The following is a 21,881-nucleotide window of genomic DNA, read 5'->3' as shown; positions in this document are numbered from 1 at the left end:
GTGGCAACGCCCTCCTTTTGGAGGGCGTTGCTGTTTCTGGCATATCTCGTCGCAACTGGGCCGCTTTGTTTCCGCGATGAGAGTCTTGTTTGGTTGTGTCGGCAAATTGATCATTTCAATAATTCTTGTATAGTTGAAATGAAGATTGCAGCCGAGGGTTCAAGATGAACAGAGAAGTGGCCACCAAGGTATTCGAATCGCTCGCATCCGGCATCCGGCTCGATGTGTGGCGCCTGCTGGTCAAGGCCGGGCTGGAGGGAAAGGTGGCCGGAGAACTGGCCAGCGAGCTCGACATCGCCCCCAACACCTTGTCGTTTCATCTCAAGGCGATGCTCAATGCCGGCCTCTTGTCGGTGGAGCAGGAGGGGCGTTTTCTGCGCTACCGCGCCAATATTCCCCTGATGCTGGATCTTATCGGCTATCTCACCGAGGAGTGCTGCGCCGGCCACCCGGAGGCGTGCGGCGTGATGCGCGCCGAGTCCACTTGCTCCCCCCATGTTTTGCCCGCGCAGCCTTGCTGCAACAAGGAGTAATGCCATGTCAGTCATCCAGATTTTTGACCCAGCCTTCTGCTGTGCCAGCGGTGTCTGTGGCACCGAGGTCGATCAGGCCTTGGTTACCTTTGCCGCCGATCTGGCCTGGGCCAGGGAGCAGGGCGTTGCCATCGAGCGTTTCAATCTGGCCCAACAGCCGATGCAGTTCGCCGAGACCCCGGCGGTCTGCGCCTTCCTGACCCACGCCGGTGAGGAAGGGTTGCCGCTGGTGCTGGTGGATGGTCAGGTGGTACTGACCGGCCGTTATCCGAGCCGCAGCGAGCTGGCCCGCTATGCCGGGCTGCCCGCGCCGCAGGCCACCATCAAGGGCATAGTGAAAGGTGGCTGCCGTCCTGGCAGCGGTTGCTGCTAAACACAGAGAGTGCCGGAACCATGCCCTTGAGCCGACAGGAGAGTCTATGTACCAGTTTCTAAGCAGTCCGCCGCCGTTTCTCTTTTTCACCGGTAAGGGCGGGGTGGGCAAGACCTCGCTGGCCTGCGCCAGCGCAGTAGCCCTGTGCGATGCCGGCAAGCGGGTGCTGCTGGTGAGCACGGATCCCGCCTCCAACGTGGGGCAGGTGTTTGCCACCGACATCGGCAATCGCATTACCGCCATCGCCGCTGTGCCCGGTTTGTCGGCGCTGGAGATAGATCCCCCCGCTGCGGCCAAAGCCTATCGGGAGCGGATCGTCGGCCCGGTGCGCGGCAAGTTGCCCGAGCGCGTGGTGCGCAGCATAGAGGAGCAGCTCTCCGGCGCCTGTACCACAGAGATCGCCGCCTTTGACGAATTCACTGCCCTGCTCACCGACCAGGCGTTGCGCTCGGAGTATGACCACATCCTCTTCGACACCGCCCCCACCGGCCATACCATCCGCCTGTTGCAACTGCCGGGGGCCTGGAGCGAATTTCTGGAGCAGGGCAAGGGGGATGCCTCCTGCCTGGGCCCGTTGGCGGGACTGGAGAAGCAGCGCAGCCAGTATGCTGAGGCCGTCGCCGCGCTCTGTGACAGTACGCAAACCCGGCTGGTACTGGTGGCGCGGGCCCAGGGTTCGACCTTACGGGAAGTATCCCGCACCCATGAGGAGCTGGCGGCCATCGGTCTGGCAAACCAGCAGCTGGTGATCAATGGCCTCTTTCCGGAGTCGGCCATTGTTGGTGACGGGCTGGCGCAGGCTCTCTGGCAGCGCGAACAGCAGGCGCTTGCCGATATGCCGCAGGGGATAAAGGGGCTCGCCCGGGATCAGGTACCGCTGCTGGCCACCAATCTGGTGGGGCTAGAGAGCCTGCGCCAGCTGCTGCAGCCGCAGGTAGTTGGCGAGTTGGCCCCTGCTGCTTCATCCCCTCTCCAGGGCACCCGGCCTGAGCTCGGTACCCTGGTGGATGAGCTGGCCGCCGACGGTCACGGCCTCATCATGCTGATGGGCAAGGGCGGGGTGGGCAAGACTACCCTGGCCGCTGCGGTAGCGGTGGAGCTGGCAAGCCGCGGCTTGCCGGTTCACCTCACCACCTCCGATCCCGCCGCGCACCTGAGCGAGACGCTGGCTGGCACACTTCCCCATCTTGAGGTGAGCCGCATCGATCCCCACGTCGAGACCGAGCGTTATCGTGCCCAGGTGCTGGCCAGCAAGGGTGCTGCGCTGGACGAGCAGGGGAGGGCACTGCTGGAGGAGGACTTGCGCTCCCCCTGTACCGAGGAAATCGCCGTGTTTCAGGCCTTCTCGCGCATTATCCGCGAGGCGGGCAGACGCTTCGTGGTGATGGATACCGCCCCCACCGGCCACACCCTGCTGCTGCTCGACGCCACCGGCGCCTACCACAGGGAGATAGCCCGCCAGATGGGGGGCAAGGGGCTGCACTTTACCACCCCCATGATGCAGTTGCAGGACCCCAAGCAGACCAAGGTGCTGATCGTCACCCTGCCCGAGCCGACGCCAGTGCAGGAGGCGGCCAATCTGCAGGCCGATCTGCGCCGTGCCGGCATCGAGCCCTGGGCCTGGCTCATCAACCACAGTCTGCAGCAAGCCGCGGTCAGCTCGCCGCTGCTGCAACTGCGGGCCGAGCGCCAGCAGCCCCATGTCGAGGCGGTCGAGCGGCAGCATGCCAACCGCTATGCCGTGGTGCCGCTGCTTGCCGAGGAGCCGGTGGGGGCGGATGCCCTGCACCGCCTCTGCCAGCACCACTGAACAGTCAGCACCACTGAACAAGGGCCCCGGCCGCGTGGCCTGGGCTGATGAACATTTGTCGTTAACGAAAGAGATGCGGGATGACCGCATCGGGAGCCCTCATGTCTACAACCTGTGATGTCAAGAGCCAACCGGCGATTGGTTTTTTTGAACGTTACCTCACCGCTTGGGTAGCCCTCTGCATTCTGGTGGGGGTTGGACTCGGGCAGGGCCTGCCCGAGCTCTTCAAGGCCATCGGCGCCATGGAGGTGGCCAAGGTCAACCTGCCGGTGGGACTGCTCATCTGGGTGATGATCATCCCCATGCTGCTCAAGATCGACTTTGGCGCCCTGCATCAGGTGAAGGGGCACCTCAAGGGGATTGGGGTCACTCTCTTCATCAACTGGCTGGTCAAGCCCTTCTCCATGGCCTTCCTCGGCTGGCTCTTCATCCGGGTGCTGTTTGCCGACTGGCTGCCGGCGGATCAGCTCGACAGCTATGTGGCGGGGCTGATCCTGCTGGCGGCCGCCCCCTGCACCGCCATGGTGTTTGTCTGGAGTCGCCTCACCAACGGCGATCCCTACTTCACTCTCTCCCAGGTGGCGGTGAACGATCTCATCATGGTTTTTGCCTTCGCCCCGTTGGTGGCCCTGCTGCTCGGGGTCTCCAGCATCATGGTGCCTTGGGATACCCTGCTCACTTCTGTGGTGCTCTATATCGTCATTCCCGTCATCATCGCCCAGCTGCTGCGCAAGGCTTTGCTGAAAAAGGGAGAGGCCCATTTTGACAGCGTCATGTCTCGCATCCAGCCCTGGTCGGTGGCGGCCCTGCTGCTCACCCTGGTGCTGCTGTTCGCCTTCCAGGGCAATGCCATCATAGAGCAGCCGCTGGTCATCGCCCTGTTGGCGGTGCCGATCCTGATCCAGGTGCTGTTTAATTCGGGATTGGCTTACTGGCTTAACCGCAAGGTTGGGGAGAAGCACTCGGTGGCCTGTCCCTCTGCCCTTATCGGTGCCTCGAACTTCTTCGAGCTGGCGGTGGCCGCCGCCATCAGCCTGTTCGGCTTTCATTCCGGCGCCGCGCTCGCCACCGTGGTCGGGGTGCTGATCGAGGTGCCGATCATGCTGCTGGTGGTGCGCATCGTCAACGCCAGCAAACCCTGGTACGAAGCGGGCCTGCGCCGTTAACCCTTTTACCCACTTGAGTCATGAGAGACATGCCAATGAGTGCAATCACCATCTATCACAATCCGGAATGTGGCACCTCCCGCAACACCCTCGAGCTTATTCGCAACAGCGGGGTTGAGCCGACCGTCATCCACTATCTGCAGACGCCCCCCTCCCGCGATCAGCTGGTGGCCCTGATCGCCGCCATGGGGATGCCGGTGCGCGAGCTGCTGCGCAAGAACGTGCCCCCCTACGAGGCGCTGGGGCTGGCGGAAGATCGCTTCAGCGATGACGAGCTGATCGACGCCATGCTGGCCCACCCGATCCTGATCAACCGCCCCATCGTGGTCACTCCCCTCGGCACCAGACTGTGCCGCCCATCCGAGGTGGTGCTCGATATATTGCCCGATCAGCAAAAAGGGGCCTTTGCAAAGGAAGATGGCGAGCAGGTGGTGGACGAGCAGGGCAAGCGCCTCAAGTAACCCCTTAAACCCCTTCGACGGGCCGGGTTTTACCCTGTTTCGGGTGGGACCCGTGCCCTTTTTGAAAAAGTTGCCCCTGCCAATCGTTTTACCGCTTTTTCTGTGATGCCAATCACTGTACCATCGCCGCCCGACCTGCCACCCGGCCGCATTTCTCCTCGCGACGGCGCTGGCGTCACCCGATACATGCTGTCACCCGGAACGTGAATGACCCCAGGATGGGACCCGCCACTAACCTGTAGGTTTGTGGTCTGTGTGTCGCGTGGGTCGGCACGCCTCCCGCCTGACCGTCTCGCGACACCCGTCTGCAGACTTGCCGTATGAAACTCCTCTCTTCATAGGTGCAAGATGACACTGTTATTGAGTCTGGTCGGTATGCTGGCCCTGATGTTTATCGCCTGGCTGGCGAGTGAAAACCGCCGTGCCATCCGTTGGCGAACCGTGCTGGGGGCGCTTGCCCTGCAGACCGGTTTTGCCGCTCTGGTGCTCTATTTCCCCCCCGGTCAAATCATGCTCGGTGCCATGAGCAATGGCGTCTCCGCCCTGCTCGGTTTTGCCGACAGCGGCATCCGCTTCGTGTTCGGTGATCTCGCCAGCAACGGCTTTATCTTTGCCGTGCGGGTGCTGCCGCTCGTTATCTTCATCAGCGCGCTGATCGCCGTGCTCTATCACTTCGGCATCATGCAGTGGGTGATCCGGGTGCTGGGTGGCGGTATTCACCGCCTGCTCGGCACCAGCCGCGCCGAATCCCTGGTGGCCACCGGCAATATCTTCCTCTCGCAAGGGGAATCCCCGCTGCTTATTCGCCCCTTCCTGGCGGGCATGACTCGCTCCGAGCTCTTTGCAGTGATGACCTGCGGCATGGCCTCGGTGGCAGGCTCGGTGCTGGGCGGTTACGCCGGTCTTGGCGTGGAGCTTAAATACCTTATCGCAGCCTCCTTTATGGCGGCGCCGGGTGGCCTTTTAATGGCCAAGCTGCTGGTGCCGGAGCAGGAGCGGGTGCGCGAGCAGGACGAGATCACCCTCGACAAGAGCGACTACAGCAATGCCATCGATGCCCTGGCGGGTGGCGCCATGAACGGCATGAAGATCGCCGTGGCCATCGGCACCATCTTGCTGGCTTTCGTCAGCGTCATCACCATGATCAATGCGGGCCTCACCACGGTCGGCGAGTGGTTTGGCTGGAGCGCGCTCACCTTGCAGCAGCTGCTGGGTTACCTGTTTGCCCCGGTGGCCTGGCTGATTGGTGTGCCGGCTGACGAGATGATGGCGGCAGGATCGCTTATCGGTCAGAAGGTGATCATGAACGAGTTCGTCGCCTATCTGGACTTCGCCACCATCAAGGATCAGTTGAGCGCCCACTCCCAGATCATCATCACCTTCGCCCTGTGCGGCTTTGCCAACCTGGGATCGATTGCGGTGCAGCTTGGCTCCATCGGTACCCTGGCCCCTGAGCGCCGCCACGATGTGGCCAGCATGGGCCTGCGCGCCGTACTGGCTGCCACCCTGGCCAACCTGATGAGCGCCACTCTGGCGGGGATCTTCGTCTCCCTGGCCTGATAGAGTTGTGCGCTGCCACACCCCGCCCGTCACCCGACGCGGCGGGGTGTTGTTTTTAAGGGGGGAAGGGATTACTTGGCAATTGTCAGCGGGGAGAGGAGAGAGTAGCGTGACGGTGCTTCAGGCATTACCTAAGAAGGAAGTTTCCATGACCCGTCTCTCTCGCGCTTTTGCGATCTCCCTGCTGCTGGCTGGTGTTGCGCCGGCGTTTGCCGCCGCCACCTATACCTCGGATCTGCTGCTCTCGCCGGACTTCAAGGCCCCCTGGGCCAAGGCGACGGACGGCATCAAGAACCTGCCCAAGTGGGTGCGCACAGGCAGCGGTACCAGCTCCCCGCTCGAAGCAGTGGCCGGCACCCCCTATCAGAGCGGTTCGGTCTGCAAACCTCACGACTGCGCCAGCCACTACATGCAGCTGCTGGTGGATGCCAAGGCCAAGCGGGTGTGGGGCGTGCTGATCGACCTGCCGGATACCGATGCCGCCCGCGAAACCCCGTCGAAGTTTGCCCGCTACACCTGGCTCGGTCAGCCGGACAAGGGGATGCAGGCCGCCCTGATGAAGCAGGTTGAGGCCGACCCCAACTGGCAGTAAGCCTCGAAAAGAAAAAACCTCTGCCCGGGCAGAGGTTTTTTTATGGTGCACGGAACGACGCGGCGCTCGGTCTAGCGGCTCAGGATCCGCACCGACTTGATGCGGTTGTTGAAGTCGGTCGCCTCCTGCTCACCGCCCTTGCGGGTGTAGTAGCCGCCGCGAAAGTCGGTCTCCTCGAAAAAGCGCACCACCCAGCCATCTGGCACGGTGAAGGAGGAGATACGGTTGGCAAAGCCGTAGCGGGCCAGATCCGCAATATCCCGGTCGATGCTGAGAGACTCGCCGCGCTGGTGGGCGCCATCGAACACCAACAGGGTGCTGGCACCGTCGCTCTCGTCCAGCCTCTCATCGAGTGTGGTAGTGATGCAGCTTGCCTTGGCCGCCTCGCAGAACAGGCTGCCGTTGCCCTGTTTTTGCTGGCAGCGGCGGCTCACCTTCTGGCGCGCCAGCCACTCACTGCGCCCCGCATCGGCATAGACGCTGTTGAAGGGGGTCAGGGTACAGACGTGGATGCGCCCGCCCCCGTAACCCTGGCCACCATTGGCGACCACGATATTGGGGTTGATCAGGATATCGGCGCGGGCCATCCCCGCCAGGCTCAATAGCGTAAACAGGGTAAACAGCTTGTTCATGGAAAAGTCTTGAAACTGACAGAAGGGCGGCAAGGATTGCCGAGGCGCCAGAGCGATGCAAGAGGGACTTGGATGGGTTGCGACAACTCTTGCCCACCGCTTGGCGTGTCACAGGGGCCCTGAAACAAAACACCGGCGCAAGGCCGGTGTTTTGGGATCTCAGCCCCTTGTCAGGGGTGGAGCCATGGCGGGCTTAGGCGTAGAAAGCCTCGACCGTGCCCTTGACGGTGATCAGCATGGGGTTGCCGTAGCGATCCTTGGCCTTGGGGGAGGGGATCTTCACCCAACCTTCGCTGATGCAGTACTCCTCGACATTGGTGCGCTCCTTGCCGTTCACGCGAATGCCGATCTCGTGCTGGAAGCACTCCGCCACGTGGTGCGGGCTGCGCGGGTTGGCCGCCAGACGGTCGGGCAGGGCCGGTTTGTTGTCGCTCATTTTATTTACCTGAGTGTGATAAAAAGTGGGTCATTGTAGGCAATGCCCGTCATGGGCTCAAGGCTGGTGGCAAGCAACTTCACCTTCACTTCACCGAGCGAGGATAAGGTAGGCTCACGTTTTCAGTTGGAGCTTTTCGATATGCCCACCATAGTCACCCACGCCGCCATCCCCCTCTGCCTTGGTCTCGGGCTTGGCAGACAGATTATCCCGCCACGTCTGCTGCTGACGGGGGTTGCCATCGCCATGCTGCCCGATGCCGACGTGCTCGCTTTCAAGTTGGGGGTCGCCTACGGCCATGTCTTTGGCCACCGCGGCTTTACTCACTCACTGCTGTTCGCCTTTGCCCTGCCCACGCTGGCCATGCTGTTTCACCGCCAATTTCGGGCCAGTGCAGCCACCGTCTGGTCGTTTCTGCTGGTCTCGCTACTCTCCCACAGCCTGCTCGATTCGCTCACCACCGGCGGCAAGGGGGTTGGCTGGCTCTGGCCGTGGCGTGACGAGCGCTTCTTCGCCCCCTGGCAGGTGATCCGGGTTGCCCCCTTCAAGCTGGAGGCCTACCTCACCGCCCGAGGCGAAGCGGTAATCCTCTCCGAGCTCTACTGGGTCTGGCTGCCGGGGATTGTATTGATGCTGGTATTGATGGGATGGCGGGTCTGGGGCAGGAGACGGTCGTAGCGGGATTGGAAACTATTGTCGGGCATATCGTAGCTGAGCCAAAAATAAAAACTTGGACACCCATCTTTTGTAGTTTTCCTATGTATATCTTGCTGAGAAAGATAGGCATGCTAATTATTGCCTGCTGACATCCATTTATTGGTGATTTTTTAGGATAGTTTTCTGTTAACTTTCTCATCCTTTATGCAACGGTTGATAATGTCCACCGCCAGATGAATAAGATCTTCAGCCTCTTCTATCTCATATATTTTTTCAGGATGATCAGTGGGGTTTCTAAATCTGACTCGCAAGTGATCAAGATGTGCCATTAATGTATCGTCAGGTTTTGGATTTTTGGGTTTGTTCTTAAGCTCTGATGTAAGACACCCCCAGGCCCTACCTGAATCCCCTCTTGGGAAGTATGCTCTAAAAAGAATGCGTACACACTCTTCTATTGCACGAAGAATATGAAATGCGGCAGCTGTTGGGCACTCAAAAGCAATACATTTACATGCCTGATTGATGTCATATTGAGCTTGGACAGTTAGAAGGTCATAGACGCCCTTTCCCAATATTTCACCATGGTTCTCAAGTAGGTGGTTCAATATAAATCGTCTGGGGATTGGAGTTGCGATAATTCTTGTTTGTGCCTCGGCAAGAACAGTGTTTTCCATTTCAGCAATAGCATGTGTTAAATCGTTTGCTTGTTTTTCTGTAATTCTACCTTCACTTTCTTTATTGTTATAAAGTGTTTCTATCTCTAAAAGTTCTTTTTCTATAGGGAAAACTTTAAAATTGTAAAGATTTTTAGAAACAGTGAACCCAAGTTCGGATAGGTCTTTTTTGAACTCATTCAAATTGTCTAATATAAATCCATCACCAAAAACAAGATCTTGATTACTGCGGCCCATTAGATATCTCATTCTACCGCCGAGAGTCAAAAAACTTATGGGGTTCGTTATTTTCATAATCCATTCCTTATTTTATAGCGGCCACTTAAATGGTTGCGAAAATATCATCCAACATATGAGTTCTATATATTATTTTTTGTTTATTATTGAGTGAACTATAAATTGGTTGCTGGGTGGGCTGATATCAGTAAATGGTTTTATTTTTGATGGGTCAAAATCATCCAATATTATATTGTTTGTTTTTAGCAGTCTTTCCTCACATGGAGCATATATTTTTTCCCATTCATTACGGAATAGCTCTTCAATTTTATATTGAATCTCGAAATCGCACATATTTTTATAGACTTTCTCTTGTTTTGGCCAAAACTCAGAACCTTTCAACTCGGCCACCTGGTTTTTAGACCATTTTTCATCGTTTATTCTTTTGCTGAAGGCATTGTTAATACATGACTTTACTAATAAACTCTTAATTGATTTTGTTTCAATAAATGCTGCTTCCCATGCTTCAAAGTTTGGGGTTGGGCATATTAAGTTCATTTTGTGTTTTTTTATGCCATTCTTGTATTGAGAGTAAAGTTTATATTTTGCGGCTTGGTTGATACCTTTTGCTGATTTATACGACTCATATAGCCTGGCTAAGTTTTCATTTGCATGCTTCAAGGGGGATAAATATGTTTTTTCTAATTTTTCTTTAATAGATGCTTCATTTTCAAAATGAAATATGTCATATGATGAACCCGTGTTGTTTAATATTAAAATAAGATTGTCAGGTAATCTGGCTTTTCCTAATAAAGTCTCTTTATGTAGTTCTAAAAGGTCACTGGTTGCAACATTCACACTAGCTTTAGTCTTGACTAATTCAATATGGGTTTGATTATATTCACTTTTGATTTTATCAAGATTTGAACGTGATTTTTCTTTTTCTTGACTTAATTCTTCGATATCTAATAATAGTTGTTTTTTAGAGTCAATTAGTTTTTTTTAACTCTATGTTTTTTTGATCTATTTTATGGGTTGCCTCGTTGAGCTGTTTATCCCATGATTTCTTTTCTAACTCAAGTTCAGCAAGTTGCTCAGAAATTTGTTCTTTTTGAACTACTGGTAATACTGTATACATACCCATAAATAACTACAAGAAGCATGGCAACTTGCGACCAGTTAGCAAAAAACAATCCTAGTCTTTCATATTTTGGTTTCTGTTCTGCTAATCCACCTATCTGTTTTGATATTTTCTCTAATAATATCGTGGTTTCATTTTTAGTTTTTTTAAATGCCATTTTTTCTAAATTTAATCCTTGAGTTGAAATTTATTAGCAGGCGTGGATATTAAATCGATAGTAGGGGGTTTAATAAGGTTCCATACCGTTCTGATAATTGCCTATAAAGATTTGTTTTGATGGTCTCATATGCTTTGCTAAAAATCGTAGGTTGGTGCTGAACGAAGTGAAGCCCAACGTTTACCACGAAATGTATCTGTAAATCTGTTTTGTGGATCTGGCACGTCCTTGTTTATCCGGAGAGGGTTGGCGTAATAATGCTCGCCTGTTGGGCTTCGCTATGCTCTGCGCCAACCTACAAAAACCACGCTACCGCCCCTGAGTGACAGCCCCCAGTCCGCTGCTGTTAACCTGCGAGATAACAACCATCGCTGTCATGGCGTCCTTCCGAGAGGTTGATTGTCATTCGGATATCTTAAGGGCGCGGGTGGCGTGTTGAGAAGCGTGGTTTGGCGGGAATCTGTGTTGGATCAATAAATTAGTCATTAAGGCGTGGGCTGAGTGAGCATCTTGCTTGGCTGGAAATGCACCATCCCCTCACCCCAGCCCTCTCCCAAGGGGAGAGGGAGCATATTTGCTGTTAGACGGGGCTGTGGGTTGGCACGGTATTGATCCCCCTCTTATTCGCTGAGGCGAGTCCTCTTGTCCAGGCCGCGAGGCAGGATGCCGAGCGAGCGGCGTTGGGCCATGGACGGCCCATCGGCGCGTGCCGTTGGACAAGAGGGTGAGCCGAAGGTACCCGACGTCAGTCGGGTGAATAAGCGGGGGTGGCCTTTCTTTTGGTGACTTTTCTTTGGCCACGCAAAGAAAAGTCACTCGCCCACGCCCGAAGGGCGGGCGAAACCCCGTCGAGGGCGGAGCACTCGCGTCCCATGGGGCGAAGCCGCATCAAGGGGCTAACCGCCGGCTCTGGAATCCGGCGAGAGTCTGTCGTCGTGGAAAGGGAATTTGCTGCGGTGCAATGCGCTGCGCTTATTGCACCCTACGGTGTGCCACCGCGTGGCGAAGCCGCGCCACCACATCAACGTCGCGAACGTCTGATTACGCTTCGCTAATCAGACCTACAGAGAAGCCAACCGCTGACGCCGGATAACAAAAGGGAGCCTATCAGGCTCCCTTTCCGCACTCACGGTCAATGGCATTTGACCCATGCCGCCCCTTATCGATTGGTCGCGGCCTTCATCCCTTCCACAAACTCCTTCAGACGGGTGAGCATATGCTCCGGGTTCTGGTGGTGGGTCTCGATGATCTTCACCACGGCGGAGCCGGAGATGGCACCGGCGGCGCCAGCGGCTATCGCTTCACGTACCTGAGCCGGTTCGCTGATGCCAAAGCCGAGCAGGGCGGGGGGGGCGTTGAACTCGCGCAGGGTATTGATGAGACCTTCCACCGGCATGCCGGCCTTGGTCTCGGCGCCGGTCACACCGGCGCGGCTCACCAGATAGGTGTAACCATTGCCCAGCTCCGCCACCTGTTTCAGGGTCTCGGCGTCGCCATTGGGCGGGGCGATAAAGATGCTGTCGATGCCGAACTTGTCGGCCGCCGCCTTGTAGGGGGCGCACATCTGCACCGGCACGTCGGCGACCAGCACCGAATCCACGCCGGCCTGCTGGCACTTCTCGTAGAAGCCGTCGATCTTGCGCACATAAACGAGATTGGCGTAGACCAAGAGGCCAATGGGCAGTTGCGGGTACTTGGCGCGGATCTTGGCGAGCAGCGCAAAGCAGTCGTCCGGTGTAGTGTGGCTGGCAAAGGCGCGCAGGGCGGCACCCTGAATGGTGGGGCCGTCCGCTACCGGATCGGAGAAGGGAATGCCGAGTTCGAGGGCATCGGCGCCCCCTGCGACCAGCGCATCGACGATGGCCAGCGACAATTCGGGAGTCGGGTCACCCAGCATCACGAACGGCACAAAGGCGCCCTGATTGGCTTCATCCAGACGGGAGAAGAGTTGTGCGTAACGGTTCATGACAAGGTTCCTTCTTTTTCAAAAATGTCAGCCACGGTGAAGATATCTTTGTCGCCACGGCCGGAGAGGTTGACGATGAGCACCTGCTCTTTTTCCGGTTCACTGCGGGCCATCTTGAGGGCGTGGGCCAGTGCGTGGGAGGACTCTAGCGCTGGTATGATCCCTTCGGATTTGGCCAGCTCCTGGAAGGCGTCCAGCGCCTCCTTGTCGGTCACCGAGGGGTACTCGGCGCGGCCGATGGCGGCCAGGTGGGCGTGCTGCGGGCCGACGGAGGGGAAATCCAGCCCCGCCGAGACGGAGTAGGACTCCTGAATTTGGCCCTGATTGTCCTGCATCAGATAGGAGTGCATGCCAAAGAAGACCCCCTTGCTGCCGTGACCGAGCGGCGCGCCGTGCTCGCCACTCTCGATACCGTGACCACCCGGCTCGACACCGATAAGGCGCACCGACGGCTCATCGATAAAGTCGGCAAACATGCCGATGGCGTTGGACCCGCCGCCGACGCAGGCGATCACCGCATCGGGCAGTCGCTCTTCCTTCTCGAAGCACTGGGCCTTGGCCTCTTCGCCGATCATCTTCTGGAACTCCCGCACGATAGTGGGGAAGGGGTGCGGACCGGCGGCGGTGCCGAGCAGGTAGTGGGCCGACTCGTAGTTGGCGGCCCAGTCGCGCAGCGCCTCGTTGCAGGCATCTTTGAGGGTGGCGGAGCCCGAATGCACCGGAATGACGGTGGCGCCCATCAGCTTCATGCGAAAGACGTTGGGCTTCTGGCGCTCGCAATCCTTGGCACCCATATAGACCCGGCACTTGAGGCCGAGCAGGGCGCAGGCCAGCGCGGTAGCGACGCCATGCTGGCCGGCACCGGTCTCGGCGATGATCTCGTTCTTGCCCATCCGCTTGGCCAGCAGCGCCTGACCCAGCACCTGGTTGGTCTTGTGGGCGCCGCCGTGCAGCAGGTCTTCGCGCTTCAGATAGAGGCGGGTCTTGGTGCCCTTGGTCAGATTGCGAGTCAGGGTGAGCGGGGTCGGGCGACCGGCATACTCGGTCAGCAGGGACTGAAACTCGGCGATAAAGGCCGGATCATCCTTGGCATCGACGAAGGCCTTCTCCAGCTGGAGCAGGGCGGGGATGAGGATCTGGGGCACGTACATGCCGCCAAATTCACCAAAAAACGGGTTGAGCAGGGTCATGGTTTCTTCCTTGTATTTGCTAAATCGAAACATCAAAAAGGGGTTGCATTACAGGTTGCGCAGGGCGGCAAAGGCGGCCGCCAGCTTGTGGGCATCCTTCTGGCCCGGGGCACTCTCTACCCCGGAGTTGAAATCAAGGCCGAGGCAGCCCACTTGCGCGGCTTGCAAGGCGTTGTCAGGATTAAGGCCGCCCGCCAGCATCAGCTTGGCTTTATCGAGATTGGCCAGCAGGGCCCAGTCGAACGCCTGACCGGTACCGCCGCTCTGGCTGCCGACTTTTGTATCCAGCAGCAGGCGATCCGCCGGATAGTCGAGGGCGGGCAGCGGCTCGCCACTTGTGATTCCAATTGCTTTCCAGATCTGACAGCCAGCCGGCAGCAGTGGGCGCAGGGTCTCAATGTAGGCTGCATCTTCATCCCCATGCAGCTGCACCGCGGCGAGCCCCAGCGCCTCCACTGTCTTGGCGATAGTGGCGGGCTGGGCATTGCGAAATACCCCGACGTAAGAGAGCGGCGCCCCAGCCATCACGGCGCGGGCGGCGGGAATGTCCACATAGCGCGGGCTTTTCGCCACAAAGATAAGGCCGCCAAACACCGCGCCTGCCTGATGGGCGGCAACGGCGTCCTCGGGGCGGGTGAGGCCGCACACCTTGTTTTGGCCCAGGGTGAGCTTGCGCACCGCAGCCTCCAGATCCGGCTCGGCCATGAGGGATGAGCCCACCAGGAAGCCCTTGGCATGGTGGCGCAGATCCGCCACCTGGGCGCGGTGGTTGATGCCGGATTCGCTGATCACCACCCGATCGGCCGGGATGTCTGCGGCCAGCTGTTTGGTGCGGGCGAGATCGACGCTCAAATCCCGCAGATCCCGGTTGTTGATGCCAATCACCGGCGCCCCCAGCGCGATGGCGCGGGTCAGCTCCTCCTCGTTGCTCACCTCGGTCAGCACGCCGAGGCCGAGCTCCCTGGCGACCGCGAATAGGGCGCGATAGCCCTCGTCGGTGAGCACCGAGAGCATCAGGAGGATGGCGTCCGCCTGATAGTGGCGGGCCAGATAGACCTGATAGGGGTCAATCATGAAATCCTTGCAGAGCACCGGCTGGCTGACGCGGCTGCGCACCCGCGGCAAAAAGGCAAAATCCCCCTGAAAGAACTTCTCGTCGGTCAGCACCGAGATGGCGGTGGCGTATTTGCCGTAGATATCGGCGATGGCTTCCGGGCTGAAGTCGTCGCGGATCAGCCCCTTGGAGGGGGAGGCCTTCTTGCACTCCAGAATAAAGCGGGTGGAGCCCGCCTTGAGCGCGCCGACGAAATCCCGATCGCTTGGGATCAGCGCACTCTGGAAGCTCTCCAGCGGCTGGGCCAGCTTGCGGGCGGCGACCCACTCCTGTTTGGCCGCCACGATTTTGCCGAGAATGGTCTGGTTGATGGAGGCCATGTTGAGGAAACAGTCCGGCGAAATGGCGTGATCCTGCATTGTAGAGTCCTTGTTGCTAACGCTTGTCATGGGTCGCTCGGCGCTTATTGCTGTTCGGGTTGATGACTCAGGGTGGCCAGCCGAGCGGCGAGCTCCGCCGTCTTGCCGCTCGCCAGCACCGCCAGCACCTCGGCGGCGGCATTCTTGAGATCTTTCGCCTTGCCTGCCATCAGCAGCAGCGGGGCTACGTTGGCGGCGATGGCGGCGTTGTGGGCCGGGGTGCCACGCCCTTCCAGAATGGCGGCGGTGATGGCGCGGTTCTCTTCCGGCTCACCGCCCTGAATGGCGCTGACCGGATAGGTCTCGAGGCCAAAGTCAGCCGGGGTGATCAGAAACTCGCGGATCTCGCCGTCACGGATCTGGGCCACCTGGGTCGGGCCGTGGATGGCAATTTCATCCAGCCCGGCGCCGTGCACCACCATACCGGTTTTCAGCCCCAGTGCCAGCAGGGTTTCGGCGATGGGGCGCACCAGCTCGGGGGCATAGACCCCCATCAGCTGATAGGTGGGGCGAGCGGGGTTGATGAGCGGCCCCAGCACATTGAACAGGGTGCGGGTCTTGAGGGCCTGGCGTACCGGCATGGCGTGGCGCACCCCGGCGTGATACTGGGGGGCGAACAGGAAGCAGATGCCGAGCTCATCGAGGCAGCGGCGCGCCTGCGCCGGGCTCATGTCGAGCTTGATGCCCATCTTGTCCAGCAGATCGCTCGAACCCGACTTGCTCGAGACCGAGCGGTTGCCATGCTTGGCCACTTTCAGGCCGCAGGCGGCGGCGACCAGCGCCGAGGTGGTGGAGACGTTGATGGTGTTGAGACCATCGCCACCGGTGCCGACGATGTCGCAGAACTCATAGTCCGGATGCGGGAAGTCGCGGGCTTCTGCCAGCAGGGCCTCGGCGGCGCCGGCGATCTCCTCCGGGGTCTCCCCCTTGATCTTGAAGGCGGTCAAGAGACTGGCGAGAACGATGGGATCCACTTCGCCACGTACCACTTGGCCGAAGGCGTCACGGGCGGCGTCGCGGGTAAGAGACTGTCCCTGATAGAGGGTGTTGAGATGATGATGCATGGGGTCTCCTTACCTTAACGCACGCTGCTTTCGGGACGGGTGATATGGGCGAGCGCCTGGGTCAGCAGGCGGGCCCCTTCCGAGGTCATGATGGATTCCGGGTGGAACTGAAAGCCCAGTACCCGTTCGTCCGCCTGCTCGATGGCCATGGGCATGCCCTGATAGTGGGCAATCACCGTCAGCTCGTCCGGCACATAGGTGGCGACCAGCGAGTGATAGCGGGCCACCGGCAGCGGGGTCGGCAGACCGGCGAAGGCGCCGTGGCCGTTGTGCTCAATCAAAGAGCGCTTGCCGTGGACGATTTCGCCCGCCGCGCCGACGGTGCCGCCGTACGCTTCGCACAGTGCCTGATGACCGAGGCAGATGCCGAGGATGGGCACCTGGCCGCGGGCCAGCTTGATAAGGTCAATCAGGCAACCCGCTTCATGGGGGGCGCCCGGCCCCGGGGAGAGCACCAGCACGGCATCGCCCTCGCAGGCGGCGATCTCGCTCATGATGCGGCTCGCCGGCAGGCTGTTGCGGTAGATCCGCACCGGATAGCCGAGGGAGCGGAACTGATCCACCAGGTTGTAGGTGAATGAATCGAAATTATCGAGCAGGAAGATGTTAGTCATGACTCACGTCCTTGTGTTGTTCCTGCTGGGCGCTCAATGCTTGCAGGGAGGTGCCATGGCTGGCGGCGATGGCGGCCAGCACGGCCGTCGCCTTGGCGCGGGTCTCGTCCGCCTCGGCCTGGGGTTTGGAGTCATAGACCACGCCGGCGCCGGCCTGCACATGGGCCACGCCATCTTTGACGAAAGCGGAGCGGATGACGATGCAGGTATCCATCTCACCCGCGCCGTTCAGATAACCCACGGCGCCGCCGTAGCTGCCGCGGCGCTTGCCTTCCACCATGCGAATAAGCTCGCTGGCGCGGATCTTCGGCGCGCCGGTGAGGGTGCCCATGTTCATGCAGGCCTGATAGGCGTGCAGGGCGTCAAGGTCGGATCGCAGGGTGCCGACCACCTTGGAAACCAGGTGCATCACGTGGCTGTAGCGATCCACTTTCAGCAGCTCCTTGACGTAGCGGGTGCCCGGCTCCGAGATGCGGGCGATGTCGTTGCGGCCCAGATCCACCAGCATCAGGTGCTCGGCCACCTCTTTTTCGTCCTGACGCAGTTCCAGCTCAATGCGGCCGTCGAGATCCCGGTTGATGGTGCCATCCGGGTTGAAGCCGCGGCGGCGGGTACCGGCTATGGGGTACATCTCGACATCGCGGCTGGTGGCGCAGAATTTCACCGCGCTCTCGGGGGAGGCGCCAAACAGGGTGAAGCCCTCATCCTGCACGTAGAACATGTAGGGGCTGGGGTTGGTCTGCTTGAGGCGGCGATAGGCGGCGACGGGGCTGGGGCAGGGCAGGGAGAAGCAGCGTGACGGCACCACCTGGAAGATGTCGCCGCGGCGGATAAAGCCCTTGAGCTTCTCCACCTCGGCGCAGAACTGCTTGTCGCTCTTGTCCACCTGCATGCCGCCATGAATGCCCTCGACCGGGGGCTGGGGAGCAAGTGCCCGCTCGGCCGCTTGCTGGCAGGCCAGCTTGAACTGCTCGAGGCGATCGCTCAGGCGGTTGTAGCGCTCATCCAGCTCGCGCTCGTCGCTGTCGCCGCCGAAGATGCAGGCGAGCAGCGCCGTAGAGCGCGCGATATGGTCGATGGTGATGAGTGTCTCGGCTACGTAGAAGCAGTAGTCGGGGCAGTCGTTGCTCCCCTCGGGGACCTCCGGCAGATCCTCAAAGGAGGCGATGAGGTCGTAGGCAAAGCTGCCCGCCATAAAGAGCGCCTCTTTGCCCTGCTCGCACCCAAGCTCTTGCTGCAGGGTGCGCAGCACGTCCAGCACGCTGGTGCCCTTGAGGCGGCTGTCTTCATCGAGCGCCCGATCCGATACCGGGAAGTCGAGTTGCAGCTCGCCAGCCACTTCGCTCTGTTTGATGACGGTGCTGAGGCGCTCGCTCAGCAGGCGTTGCAGCTGGACGCCGTTGTCATTGAGGCTGCGTACCCGCACGGTGCGGCCGCGGCACTCGATGCGCAGGCAGGCATCCACCAGCAGCAGGCTCTGTTTGCCCGCCTTGGAGTCGATCTCCACCGATTCCAGCAGCAGGTTGTTGGGGCGGCCCTGACAGAGCTGGCTGTAGAGCGCCAGCGGGTCGGCCACATAGGGGGCGTTTAACTTGAGGGTATCGAATTCACCCAGTGGCAGGCGATACGTGGCTGTCATAGTGCGTTCCCTTGCGTGTGATGCGTGTTACCGATGTTCATGACGTCTAATACCTTTGAAAAATGCCTTTGAAATTGAAGGGGTCTGGTTGCGCTTGTCAGGGGCGCCATCGCCAGGTCGGTATGCTTGTCTGAATTCTCGGTTTCATCACAGGTCCATTTGCCGGATAATAAAAAAGCCCGCTGGGGTCAGCGGGCTTTTTCTTTGGTTCTTTGTTTGCTGTCAGATTACAGGTACAGCAACGACCACACGCCCGCATGTCAGGGAGTGTGCCACCACCAAATGGTCAGGATGGAAGTCGTTTGCATGATAAATTCCTGTAAAAAGATGTTTGCAATGAAGTGCCTACAGAAAACGATAAAGCCGCGGCCAAGTCAAGTCGCTTTTTAGCCTTCTTTTGCCGAATTACTACAAACAGTGACCTGACCACGAGAGCGGAATAATCTGATGAGATTCGATCTTCACTGCCATACCACGGCCTCCGACGGGGTGCTGAGCCCGGCCGATTTGGTGCGCCGCGCTGCCGAAAATGAGGTTGCGGTGTTAGCAGTTACTGACCACGACACCCTTGCCGGGCTTGATGAGGTGCGCCAGACCATCACCGCCGAGCAACTGCCGCTTCGGCTGGTGAGCGGGGTCGAAATTTCCACCGGCTGGGAGCACCACGAGATCCACATAGTGGCCCTCGGGGTGGATGAAAAAAATCCGCAGCTGGCCGCCTTTCTGGCCGGTCAGCTGGCCCGGCGCGAGGCGCGCGCCGAGGAGATCGGGCGCCGTCTGGAGAAGTGCCTCATCCCCGGTACCTATGAAGAGGCCAAACAACTGGCCGGCGACGCCGCCGTGACCCGGGCCCACTTTGCCCGGGTGCTGGTGGCGCGCGGGGTGGCCGACAACATGCAAAAGGTATTCAAAAAGTACCTGAGCCGCGGCAACAAGGGCTATGTGCCGGCCGAGTGGCCCGAGATGCGCGATGCCATCGCCGTCATTCACGACGCCGGCGGACTGGCGGTGCTGGCCCACCCGAGCCGCTACGATCTTACCGCCAAGTGGATCAAGCGGCTGCTGGTGGCCTTCAAGGCCGCTGGGGGAGACGCCATGGAGGTCTCGCTGCCCCAGCAGAGCCCCCAGGAGCGGGCCAATCTCGGCCAGTGGGCCAAAGATCAGGATCTCTATATCTCGGTGGGGTCCGATTTTCACTTCCCCTCCAACTGGACCGAGTTGGGTCGCCACCTCTGGCTGCCCAAGGAGGGCACGCCACTGTGGCTGGCCTATCCCGGCCACTTCGGCCTGAGCGCCGAGGAGCATGCCGGCCTGTTGGCCAGCCGTTAATGAAGCGGGCGCCGCAACGCCAAACAGATTAAGGTAGTGTCATGGGGTTGCGTCCATGACCATCAAGCGGGCAGATGTTGCTGCCCCCATTGCGAGAACATGTTATGAGTCAGCACTTTTACGTACATCCGGAAAACCCCCAGGCGCGTCTCGTCAGCCAGGCGGTGCAAATTCTGCAAAACGGCGGTGTCATCGTCTATCCCACCGATTCCGGCTATGCCCTGGGCTGCCAGATGGGTGACAAGGGGGCGCTGGAGCGTATCTGCCGCATCCGTCGCATCGATCCCAACCACGACTTCACCCTGGTGTGTCGGGATCTCTCCGAGATCGCCACCTACGCCAAGGTGGACAACAGCGCGTTTCGCCTGATCAAGAACAACACCCCGGGTGCCTACACCTTCATCTTCAAGGCCACCAAGGAGGTGCCGCGGCGCTTGATGAATGAGAAGAAGAAGAGCATCGGCATCCGGGTACCGGACAACAAGATCGCACAGGCGCTGCTCGAAGCCCTCGGTGAGCCGCTGCTCTCCACCACCCTGATCCTGCCCGATTCCGAGATGGCGGAGTTCGACCCCGAGGAGATCTTCGACAAGCTGGGCAAGCAGGTGGATCTGGTGGTCAACGGCGGTTATCTGGGCGAGCAGCCCACCACGGTCGTGGACTTCTCCGACGACGAGCCCGTGCTACGTCGTCGCGGTGCCGGGGATCCGACTCCGTTTGAGTGAGACCGCTGAACCCGTGTCCGTGACGGCCACGACGATTCCCGGCGAGACGGGGGAGGGGGCAGCAGCCCTCACCCCTATCGCGAAAGTCCTGGGGCAGCCCTATCACGAGCTGCCCCAGGATCTGTTCATTCCGCCCGATGCGCTGGAGGTGTTCCTCGATACCTTCGAGGGGCCGCTCGATCTCTTGCTCTATCTCATCCGGCGCCAGCAGCTCGATATCCTCAACCTGCCGATCCTGCAGATCACCGCCCAGTACATGGAGTACGTAGAGCTGATGCAGGGGCTCAATCTGGAGCTGGCGGCCGAGTACCTGCTGATGGCAGCCTGGCTGGCGGAGATAAAATCCCGCCTGCTGCTGCCCAAGGCGCCCGAGCTGGAAGATGATGAGGAGGGGGAAGATCCCCGCGTGACCCTGATCCGCCGCCTGCAGGAGTATGAGCGCTACAAGGTCGGCGCCGAGCGGGTGGACGCGCTGCCCAGGGTGGAGCGGGAGATCTTCATCGCCGCCGCTCTGCCGCCGGATTTTGGCTCCCTCAAGCCGCTGACTCCCGATGTTTCGCTGGTTGAGCTCGCCCTTTACATGCAAAGTGTGGTAAAACGCGCGACTCATTTTGAACATCACCAGATCCGCCGCGAGCAGATCCCGACCCGGGTGCGGATGGCGGAGATCCTCGCCATGCTCTCCCTGGGCCAGACCCTGCGCCTTGAACAGGTGCTGCGGGCCGAAGAGGGGCGCATGGGCGTGCTGGTGACGTTTCTGGCCCTGCTGGAGCTGTGCAAGGAACAACTGATCTGGATCCTGCAGGCAGAACCACTGGGTCCAATCCATTTCGCGTTGGCCGAGCAGAGCGAGGAGGGCAACCGTGGCGCTGCCCACTGAACGACTCAAGACGCTGATCGAGGCCGCCCTGTTTGTCGCAGGGCGCCCGCTCAATATCAGCGAGCTGAAAAACAGCGTGCTGGCCGACTATCCTGTCACCACCCGCTACGTGCAGCTGCTGCTGGCGGAGCTCAAACAGGATTACAGCGAGCGGGGGGTGGAGCTCAAGGAGGTCGCCTCCGGCTGGCGCTTTCAGGCCCGCCAGGATTACGCCGAGGAGCTTTCGCGCCTGTGGAGCGAGCGGGCCCCGCGCTATTCGCGCGCCGTGATGGAGACGCTGACGCTGATCGCCTATCGTCAACCCATCACCCGGGCCGAGATCGAGGCGATCCGCGGGGTGGCGGTGTCGAGCCAGATAGTGAACACGCTCAAGGATCGTGGCTGGGTGCGCAGCATCGGCCACAAGGAGGTGGTGGGGCGCCCCGAGCTGCTTGCCACTACCCGGGCATTTCTGGACTATTTCAACCTGCAGAGTCTGGAGCAGCTCCCCGAGCTGGATCCCGAACTGCAACCCTCGTTGGCCACCATGGTGGATGAGGGGAGCGAGCCTGATGTCGGCGACAAAAATGCTGACCGGGTCTCTTAATCATGCA

23 protein-coding genes are annotated in these 21,881 nt (G+C 59.5%); 12 read left to right on the top strand and 11 right to left on the bottom strand.

Annotated features, from left to right (window positions below; genetic code table 11):
* Positions 1-164: 164 nt before the first annotated feature.
* The 7 genes from BN1123_RS13850 to BN1123_RS13820 all read left to right on the top strand — a co-directional run bounded on the left by BN1123_RS13850 (position 165) and on the right by BN1123_RS13820 (position 6,495).
* A complete protein-coding gene (locus BN1123_RS13850) occupies positions 165-533 on the top strand; it encodes an ArsR/SmtB family transcription factor (RefSeq protein ID WP_042027661.1) in 369 nt (122 codons plus the stop codon).
* Positions 534-537: 4 nt separating this feature from the next.
* The gene (gene arsD, locus BN1123_RS13845) at positions 538-906 is read left to right on the top strand and encodes an arsenite efflux transporter metallochaperone ArsD (RefSeq protein WP_042027658.1); all 369 of its coding nucleotides are present in this window, start codon (positions 538-540) and stop codon (positions 904-906) included.
* Positions 907-952: 46 nt separating this feature from the next.
* Positions 953-2,716: an arsenical pump-driving ATPase gene (arsA, locus tag BN1123_RS13840; protein ID WP_042027656.1), complete on the top strand. Its 1,764-nt coding sequence runs from the start codon at positions 953-955 to the stop codon at positions 2,714-2,716.
* Between the two features lie 101 nt (positions 2,717-2,817).
* The gene (gene arsB / locus BN1123_RS13835) at positions 2,818-3,882 is read left to right on the top strand and encodes an ACR3 family arsenite efflux transporter (RefSeq protein ID WP_042028194.1); all 1,065 of its coding nucleotides are present in this window, start codon (positions 2,818-2,820) and stop codon (positions 3,880-3,882) included.
* Positions 3,883-3,917: 35 nt separating this feature from the next.
* Positions 3,918-4,343 (top strand): glutaredoxin-dependent arsenate reductase, encoded by a 426-nt coding sequence (gene arsC, locus BN1123_RS13830; protein ID WP_197064517.1) that lies wholly within the window; start codon positions 3,918-3,920, stop codon positions 4,341-4,343.
* Positions 4,344-4,691: 348 nt separating this feature from the next.
* Positions 4,692-5,903 carry a NupC/NupG family nucleoside CNT transporter gene (locus BN1123_RS13825; RefSeq protein ID WP_042027654.1) on the top strand — a complete coding sequence of 404 codons (1,212 nt, stop codon included), beginning with the start codon at positions 4,692-4,694 and terminating at the stop codon, positions 5,901-5,903.
* A gap of 148 nt (positions 5,904-6,051) precedes the next feature.
* Entirely contained in the window at positions 6,052-6,495 is a 444-nt protein-coding gene (locus BN1123_RS13820) for an inhibitor of vertebrate lysozyme family protein (RefSeq protein ID WP_042027653.1), read from the top strand.
* 71 nt (positions 6,496-6,566) lie between these two features.
* Here BN1123_RS13820 and BN1123_RS13815 read toward each other — a convergent pair whose 3' ends face one another.
* Entirely contained in the window at positions 6,567-7,127 is a 561-nt protein-coding gene (locus BN1123_RS13815) for a beta/gamma crystallin-related protein (RefSeq protein ID WP_042027651.1), read from the bottom strand.
* A 193-nt stretch (positions 7,128-7,320) separates the two neighbouring features.
* On the bottom strand, positions 7,321-7,563 hold the full coding sequence (locus BN1123_RS13810; protein ID WP_005302916.1) for a DUF3297 family protein: 243 nt from the start codon (positions 7,561-7,563) through the stop codon (positions 7,321-7,323).
* Positions 7,564-7,704: 141 nt separating this feature from the next.
* Here BN1123_RS13810 and BN1123_RS13805 point away from each other — a divergent pair, with 141 nt between their 5' ends.
* Positions 7,705-8,241 (top strand): metal-dependent hydrolase, encoded by a 537-nt coding sequence (locus BN1123_RS13805; protein ID WP_042028193.1) that lies wholly within the window; start codon positions 7,705-7,707, stop codon positions 8,239-8,241.
* A 149-nt stretch (positions 8,242-8,390) separates the two neighbouring features.
* Here BN1123_RS13805 and BN1123_RS13800 read toward each other — a convergent pair whose 3' ends face one another.
* From BN1123_RS13800 to BN1123_RS13770, 9 genes are all read right to left on the bottom strand, one after another.
* On the bottom strand, positions 8,391-9,188 hold the full coding sequence (locus BN1123_RS13800; protein ID WP_042027650.1) for a HEPN domain-containing protein: 798 nt from the start codon (positions 9,186-9,188) through the stop codon (positions 8,391-8,393).
* A 72-nt stretch (positions 9,189-9,260) separates the two neighbouring features.
* The gene (locus BN1123_RS21470; RefSeq protein WP_156130602.1) at positions 9,261-9,968 is read right to left on the bottom strand and encodes a hypothetical protein; all 708 of its coding nucleotides are present in this window, start codon (positions 9,966-9,968) and stop codon (positions 9,261-9,263) included.
* A gap of 130 nt (positions 9,969-10,098) precedes the next feature.
* Positions 10,099-10,254, bottom strand: coding sequence for a hypothetical protein (locus BN1123_RS21465; RefSeq protein WP_156130600.1), 156 nt, complete (start codon positions 10,252-10,254; stop codon positions 10,099-10,101).
* A gap of 1,313 nt (positions 10,255-11,567) precedes the next feature.
* Positions 11,568-12,374 (bottom strand): tryptophan synthase subunit alpha, encoded by an 807-nt coding sequence (trpA, locus tag BN1123_RS13795; protein WP_042027647.1) that lies wholly within the window; start codon positions 12,372-12,374, stop codon positions 11,568-11,570.
* Entirely contained in the window at positions 12,371-13,564 is a 1,194-nt protein-coding gene (gene trpB / locus BN1123_RS13790; protein ID WP_042027646.1) for a tryptophan synthase subunit beta, read from the bottom strand. The genes trpA and trpB overlap by 4 nt, the downstream gene beginning before the upstream one ends.
* Before the next feature lie 48 nt (positions 13,565-13,612).
* Entirely contained in the window at positions 13,613-15,067 is a 1,455-nt protein-coding gene (trpCF, locus tag BN1123_RS13785) for a bifunctional indole-3-glycerol-phosphate synthase TrpC/phosphoribosylanthranilate isomerase TrpF (RefSeq protein ID WP_042027645.1), read from the bottom strand.
* A 14-nt stretch (positions 15,068-15,081) separates the two neighbouring features.
* Positions 15,082-16,101: an anthranilate phosphoribosyltransferase gene (gene trpD / locus BN1123_RS13780; protein WP_042027644.1), complete on the bottom strand. Its 1,020-nt coding sequence runs from the start codon at positions 16,099-16,101 to the stop codon at positions 15,082-15,084.
* A 14-nt stretch (positions 16,102-16,115) separates the two neighbouring features.
* Positions 16,116-16,715, bottom strand: a complete 600-nt coding sequence (locus BN1123_RS13775; RefSeq protein ID WP_042027643.1) for an aminodeoxychorismate/anthranilate synthase component II — start codon at positions 16,713-16,715, stop codon at positions 16,116-16,118.
* The gene (locus BN1123_RS13770; protein WP_042027640.1) at positions 16,708-18,354 is read right to left on the bottom strand and encodes an anthranilate synthase component 1; all 1,647 of its coding nucleotides are present in this window, start codon (positions 18,352-18,354) and stop codon (positions 16,708-16,710) included. Before BN1123_RS13770 ends, BN1123_RS13775 begins: the two co-directional genes overlap by 8 nt.
* A gap of 447 nt (positions 18,355-18,801) precedes the next feature.
* Here BN1123_RS13770 and rnm point away from each other — a divergent pair, with 447 nt between their 5' ends.
* The 4 genes from rnm (at position 18,802) to scpB (ending at position 21,874) form a co-directional block, all read left to right on the top strand.
* The gene (gene rnm, locus BN1123_RS13765) at positions 18,802-19,683 is read left to right on the top strand and encodes an RNase RNM (RefSeq protein ID WP_042027638.1); all 882 of its coding nucleotides are present in this window, start codon (positions 18,802-18,804) and stop codon (positions 19,681-19,683) included.
* Positions 19,684-19,787: 104 nt separating this feature from the next.
* Complete coding sequence (locus BN1123_RS13760; RefSeq protein WP_026457056.1) at positions 19,788-20,408, top strand: L-threonylcarbamoyladenylate synthase; 621 nt, start codon at positions 19,788-19,790, stop codon at positions 20,406-20,408.
* Positions 20,401-21,288 carry a segregation and condensation protein A gene (locus BN1123_RS13755; RefSeq protein ID WP_042027636.1) on the top strand — a complete coding sequence of 296 codons (888 nt, stop codon included), beginning with the start codon at positions 20,401-20,403 and terminating at the stop codon, positions 21,286-21,288. Before BN1123_RS13760 ends, BN1123_RS13755 begins: the two co-directional genes overlap by 8 nt.
* On the top strand, positions 21,272-21,874 hold the full coding sequence (gene scpB / locus BN1123_RS13750; RefSeq protein WP_042027635.1) for an SMC-Scp complex subunit ScpB: 603 nt from the start codon (positions 21,272-21,274) through the stop codon (positions 21,872-21,874). The genes BN1123_RS13755 and scpB overlap by 17 nt, the downstream gene beginning before the upstream one ends.
* The last annotated feature ends 7 nt before the right edge of the window (positions 21,875-21,881 follow it).

Source organism: Aeromonas enteropelogenes (assembly GCF_000819845.1).
In the GTDB taxonomy this organism is placed as follows: Bacteria; Pseudomonadota; Gammaproteobacteria; order Enterobacterales; family Aeromonadaceae; genus Aeromonas; species Aeromonas enteropelogenes.
This window is presented reverse-complemented; position numbering and strand designations above follow the sequence as displayed.

Bases quoted from the DNA above. Each gene is read 5' to 3' on its own strand.
- BN1123_RS13850 (WP_042027661.1), top strand. From the start codon at position 165: ATGAACAGAGAAGTGGCCACCAAGGTATTCGAATCGCTCGCATCCGGC.
- arsD (WP_042027658.1), top strand. From the start codon at position 538: ATGTCAGTCATCCAGATTTTTGACCCAGCCTTCTGCTGTGCCAGCGGT.
- arsA (WP_042027656.1), top strand. From the start codon at position 953: ATGTACCAGTTTCTAAGCAGTCCGCCGCCGTTTCTCTTTTTCACCGGT.
- arsB (WP_042028194.1), top strand. From the start codon at position 2,818: ATGTCTACAACCTGTGATGTCAAGAGCCAACCGGCGATTGGTTTTTTT.
- arsC (WP_197064517.1), top strand. From the start codon at position 3,918: ATGAGTGCAATCACCATCTATCACAATCCGGAATGTGGCACCTCCCGC.
- BN1123_RS13825 (WP_042027654.1), top strand. From the start codon at position 4,692: ATGACACTGTTATTGAGTCTGGTCGGTATGCTGGCCCTGATGTTTATC.
- BN1123_RS13820 (WP_042027653.1), top strand. From the start codon at position 6,052: ATGACCCGTCTCTCTCGCGCTTTTGCGATCTCCCTGCTGCTGGCTGGT.
- BN1123_RS13815 (WP_042027651.1), bottom strand. From the start codon at position 7,127: ATGAACAAGCTGTTTACCCTGTTTACGCTATTGAGCCTGGCGGGGATG.
- BN1123_RS13810 (WP_005302916.1), bottom strand. From the start codon at position 7,563: ATGAGCGACAACAAACCGGCCCTGCCCGACCGTCTGGCGGCCAACCCG.
- BN1123_RS13805 (WP_042028193.1), top strand. From the start codon at position 7,705: ATGCCCACCATAGTCACCCACGCCGCCATCCCCCTCTGCCTTGGTCTC.
- BN1123_RS13800 (WP_042027650.1), bottom strand. From the start codon at position 9,188: ATGAAAATAACGAACCCCATAAGTTTTTTGACTCTCGGCGGTAGAATG.
- BN1123_RS21465 (WP_156130600.1), bottom strand. From the start codon at position 10,254: ATGGGTATGTATACAGTATTACCAGTAGTTCAAAAAGAACAAATTTCT.
- trpA (WP_042027647.1), bottom strand. From the start codon at position 12,374: ATGAACCGTTACGCACAACTCTTCTCCCGTCTGGATGAAGCCAATCAG.
- trpB (WP_042027646.1), bottom strand. From the start codon at position 13,564: ATGACCCTGCTCAACCCGTTTTTTGGTGAATTTGGCGGCATGTACGTG.
- trpCF (WP_042027645.1), bottom strand. From the start codon at position 15,067: ATGACAAGCGTTAGCAACAAGGACTCTACAATGCAGGATCACGCCATT.
- trpD (WP_042027644.1), bottom strand. From the start codon at position 16,101: ATGCATCATCATCTCAACACCCTCTATCAGGGACAGTCTCTTACCCGC.
- BN1123_RS13775 (WP_042027643.1), bottom strand. From the start codon at position 16,715: ATGACTAACATCTTCCTGCTCGATAATTTCGATTCATTCACCTACAAC.
- BN1123_RS13770 (WP_042027640.1), bottom strand. From the start codon at position 18,354: ATGACAGCCACGTATCGCCTGCCACTGGGTGAATTCGATACCCTCAAG.
- rnm (WP_042027638.1), top strand. From the start codon at position 18,802: ATGAGATTCGATCTTCACTGCCATACCACGGCCTCCGACGGGGTGCTG.
- BN1123_RS13760 (WP_026457056.1), top strand. From the start codon at position 19,788: ATGAGTCAGCACTTTTACGTACATCCGGAAAACCCCCAGGCGCGTCTC.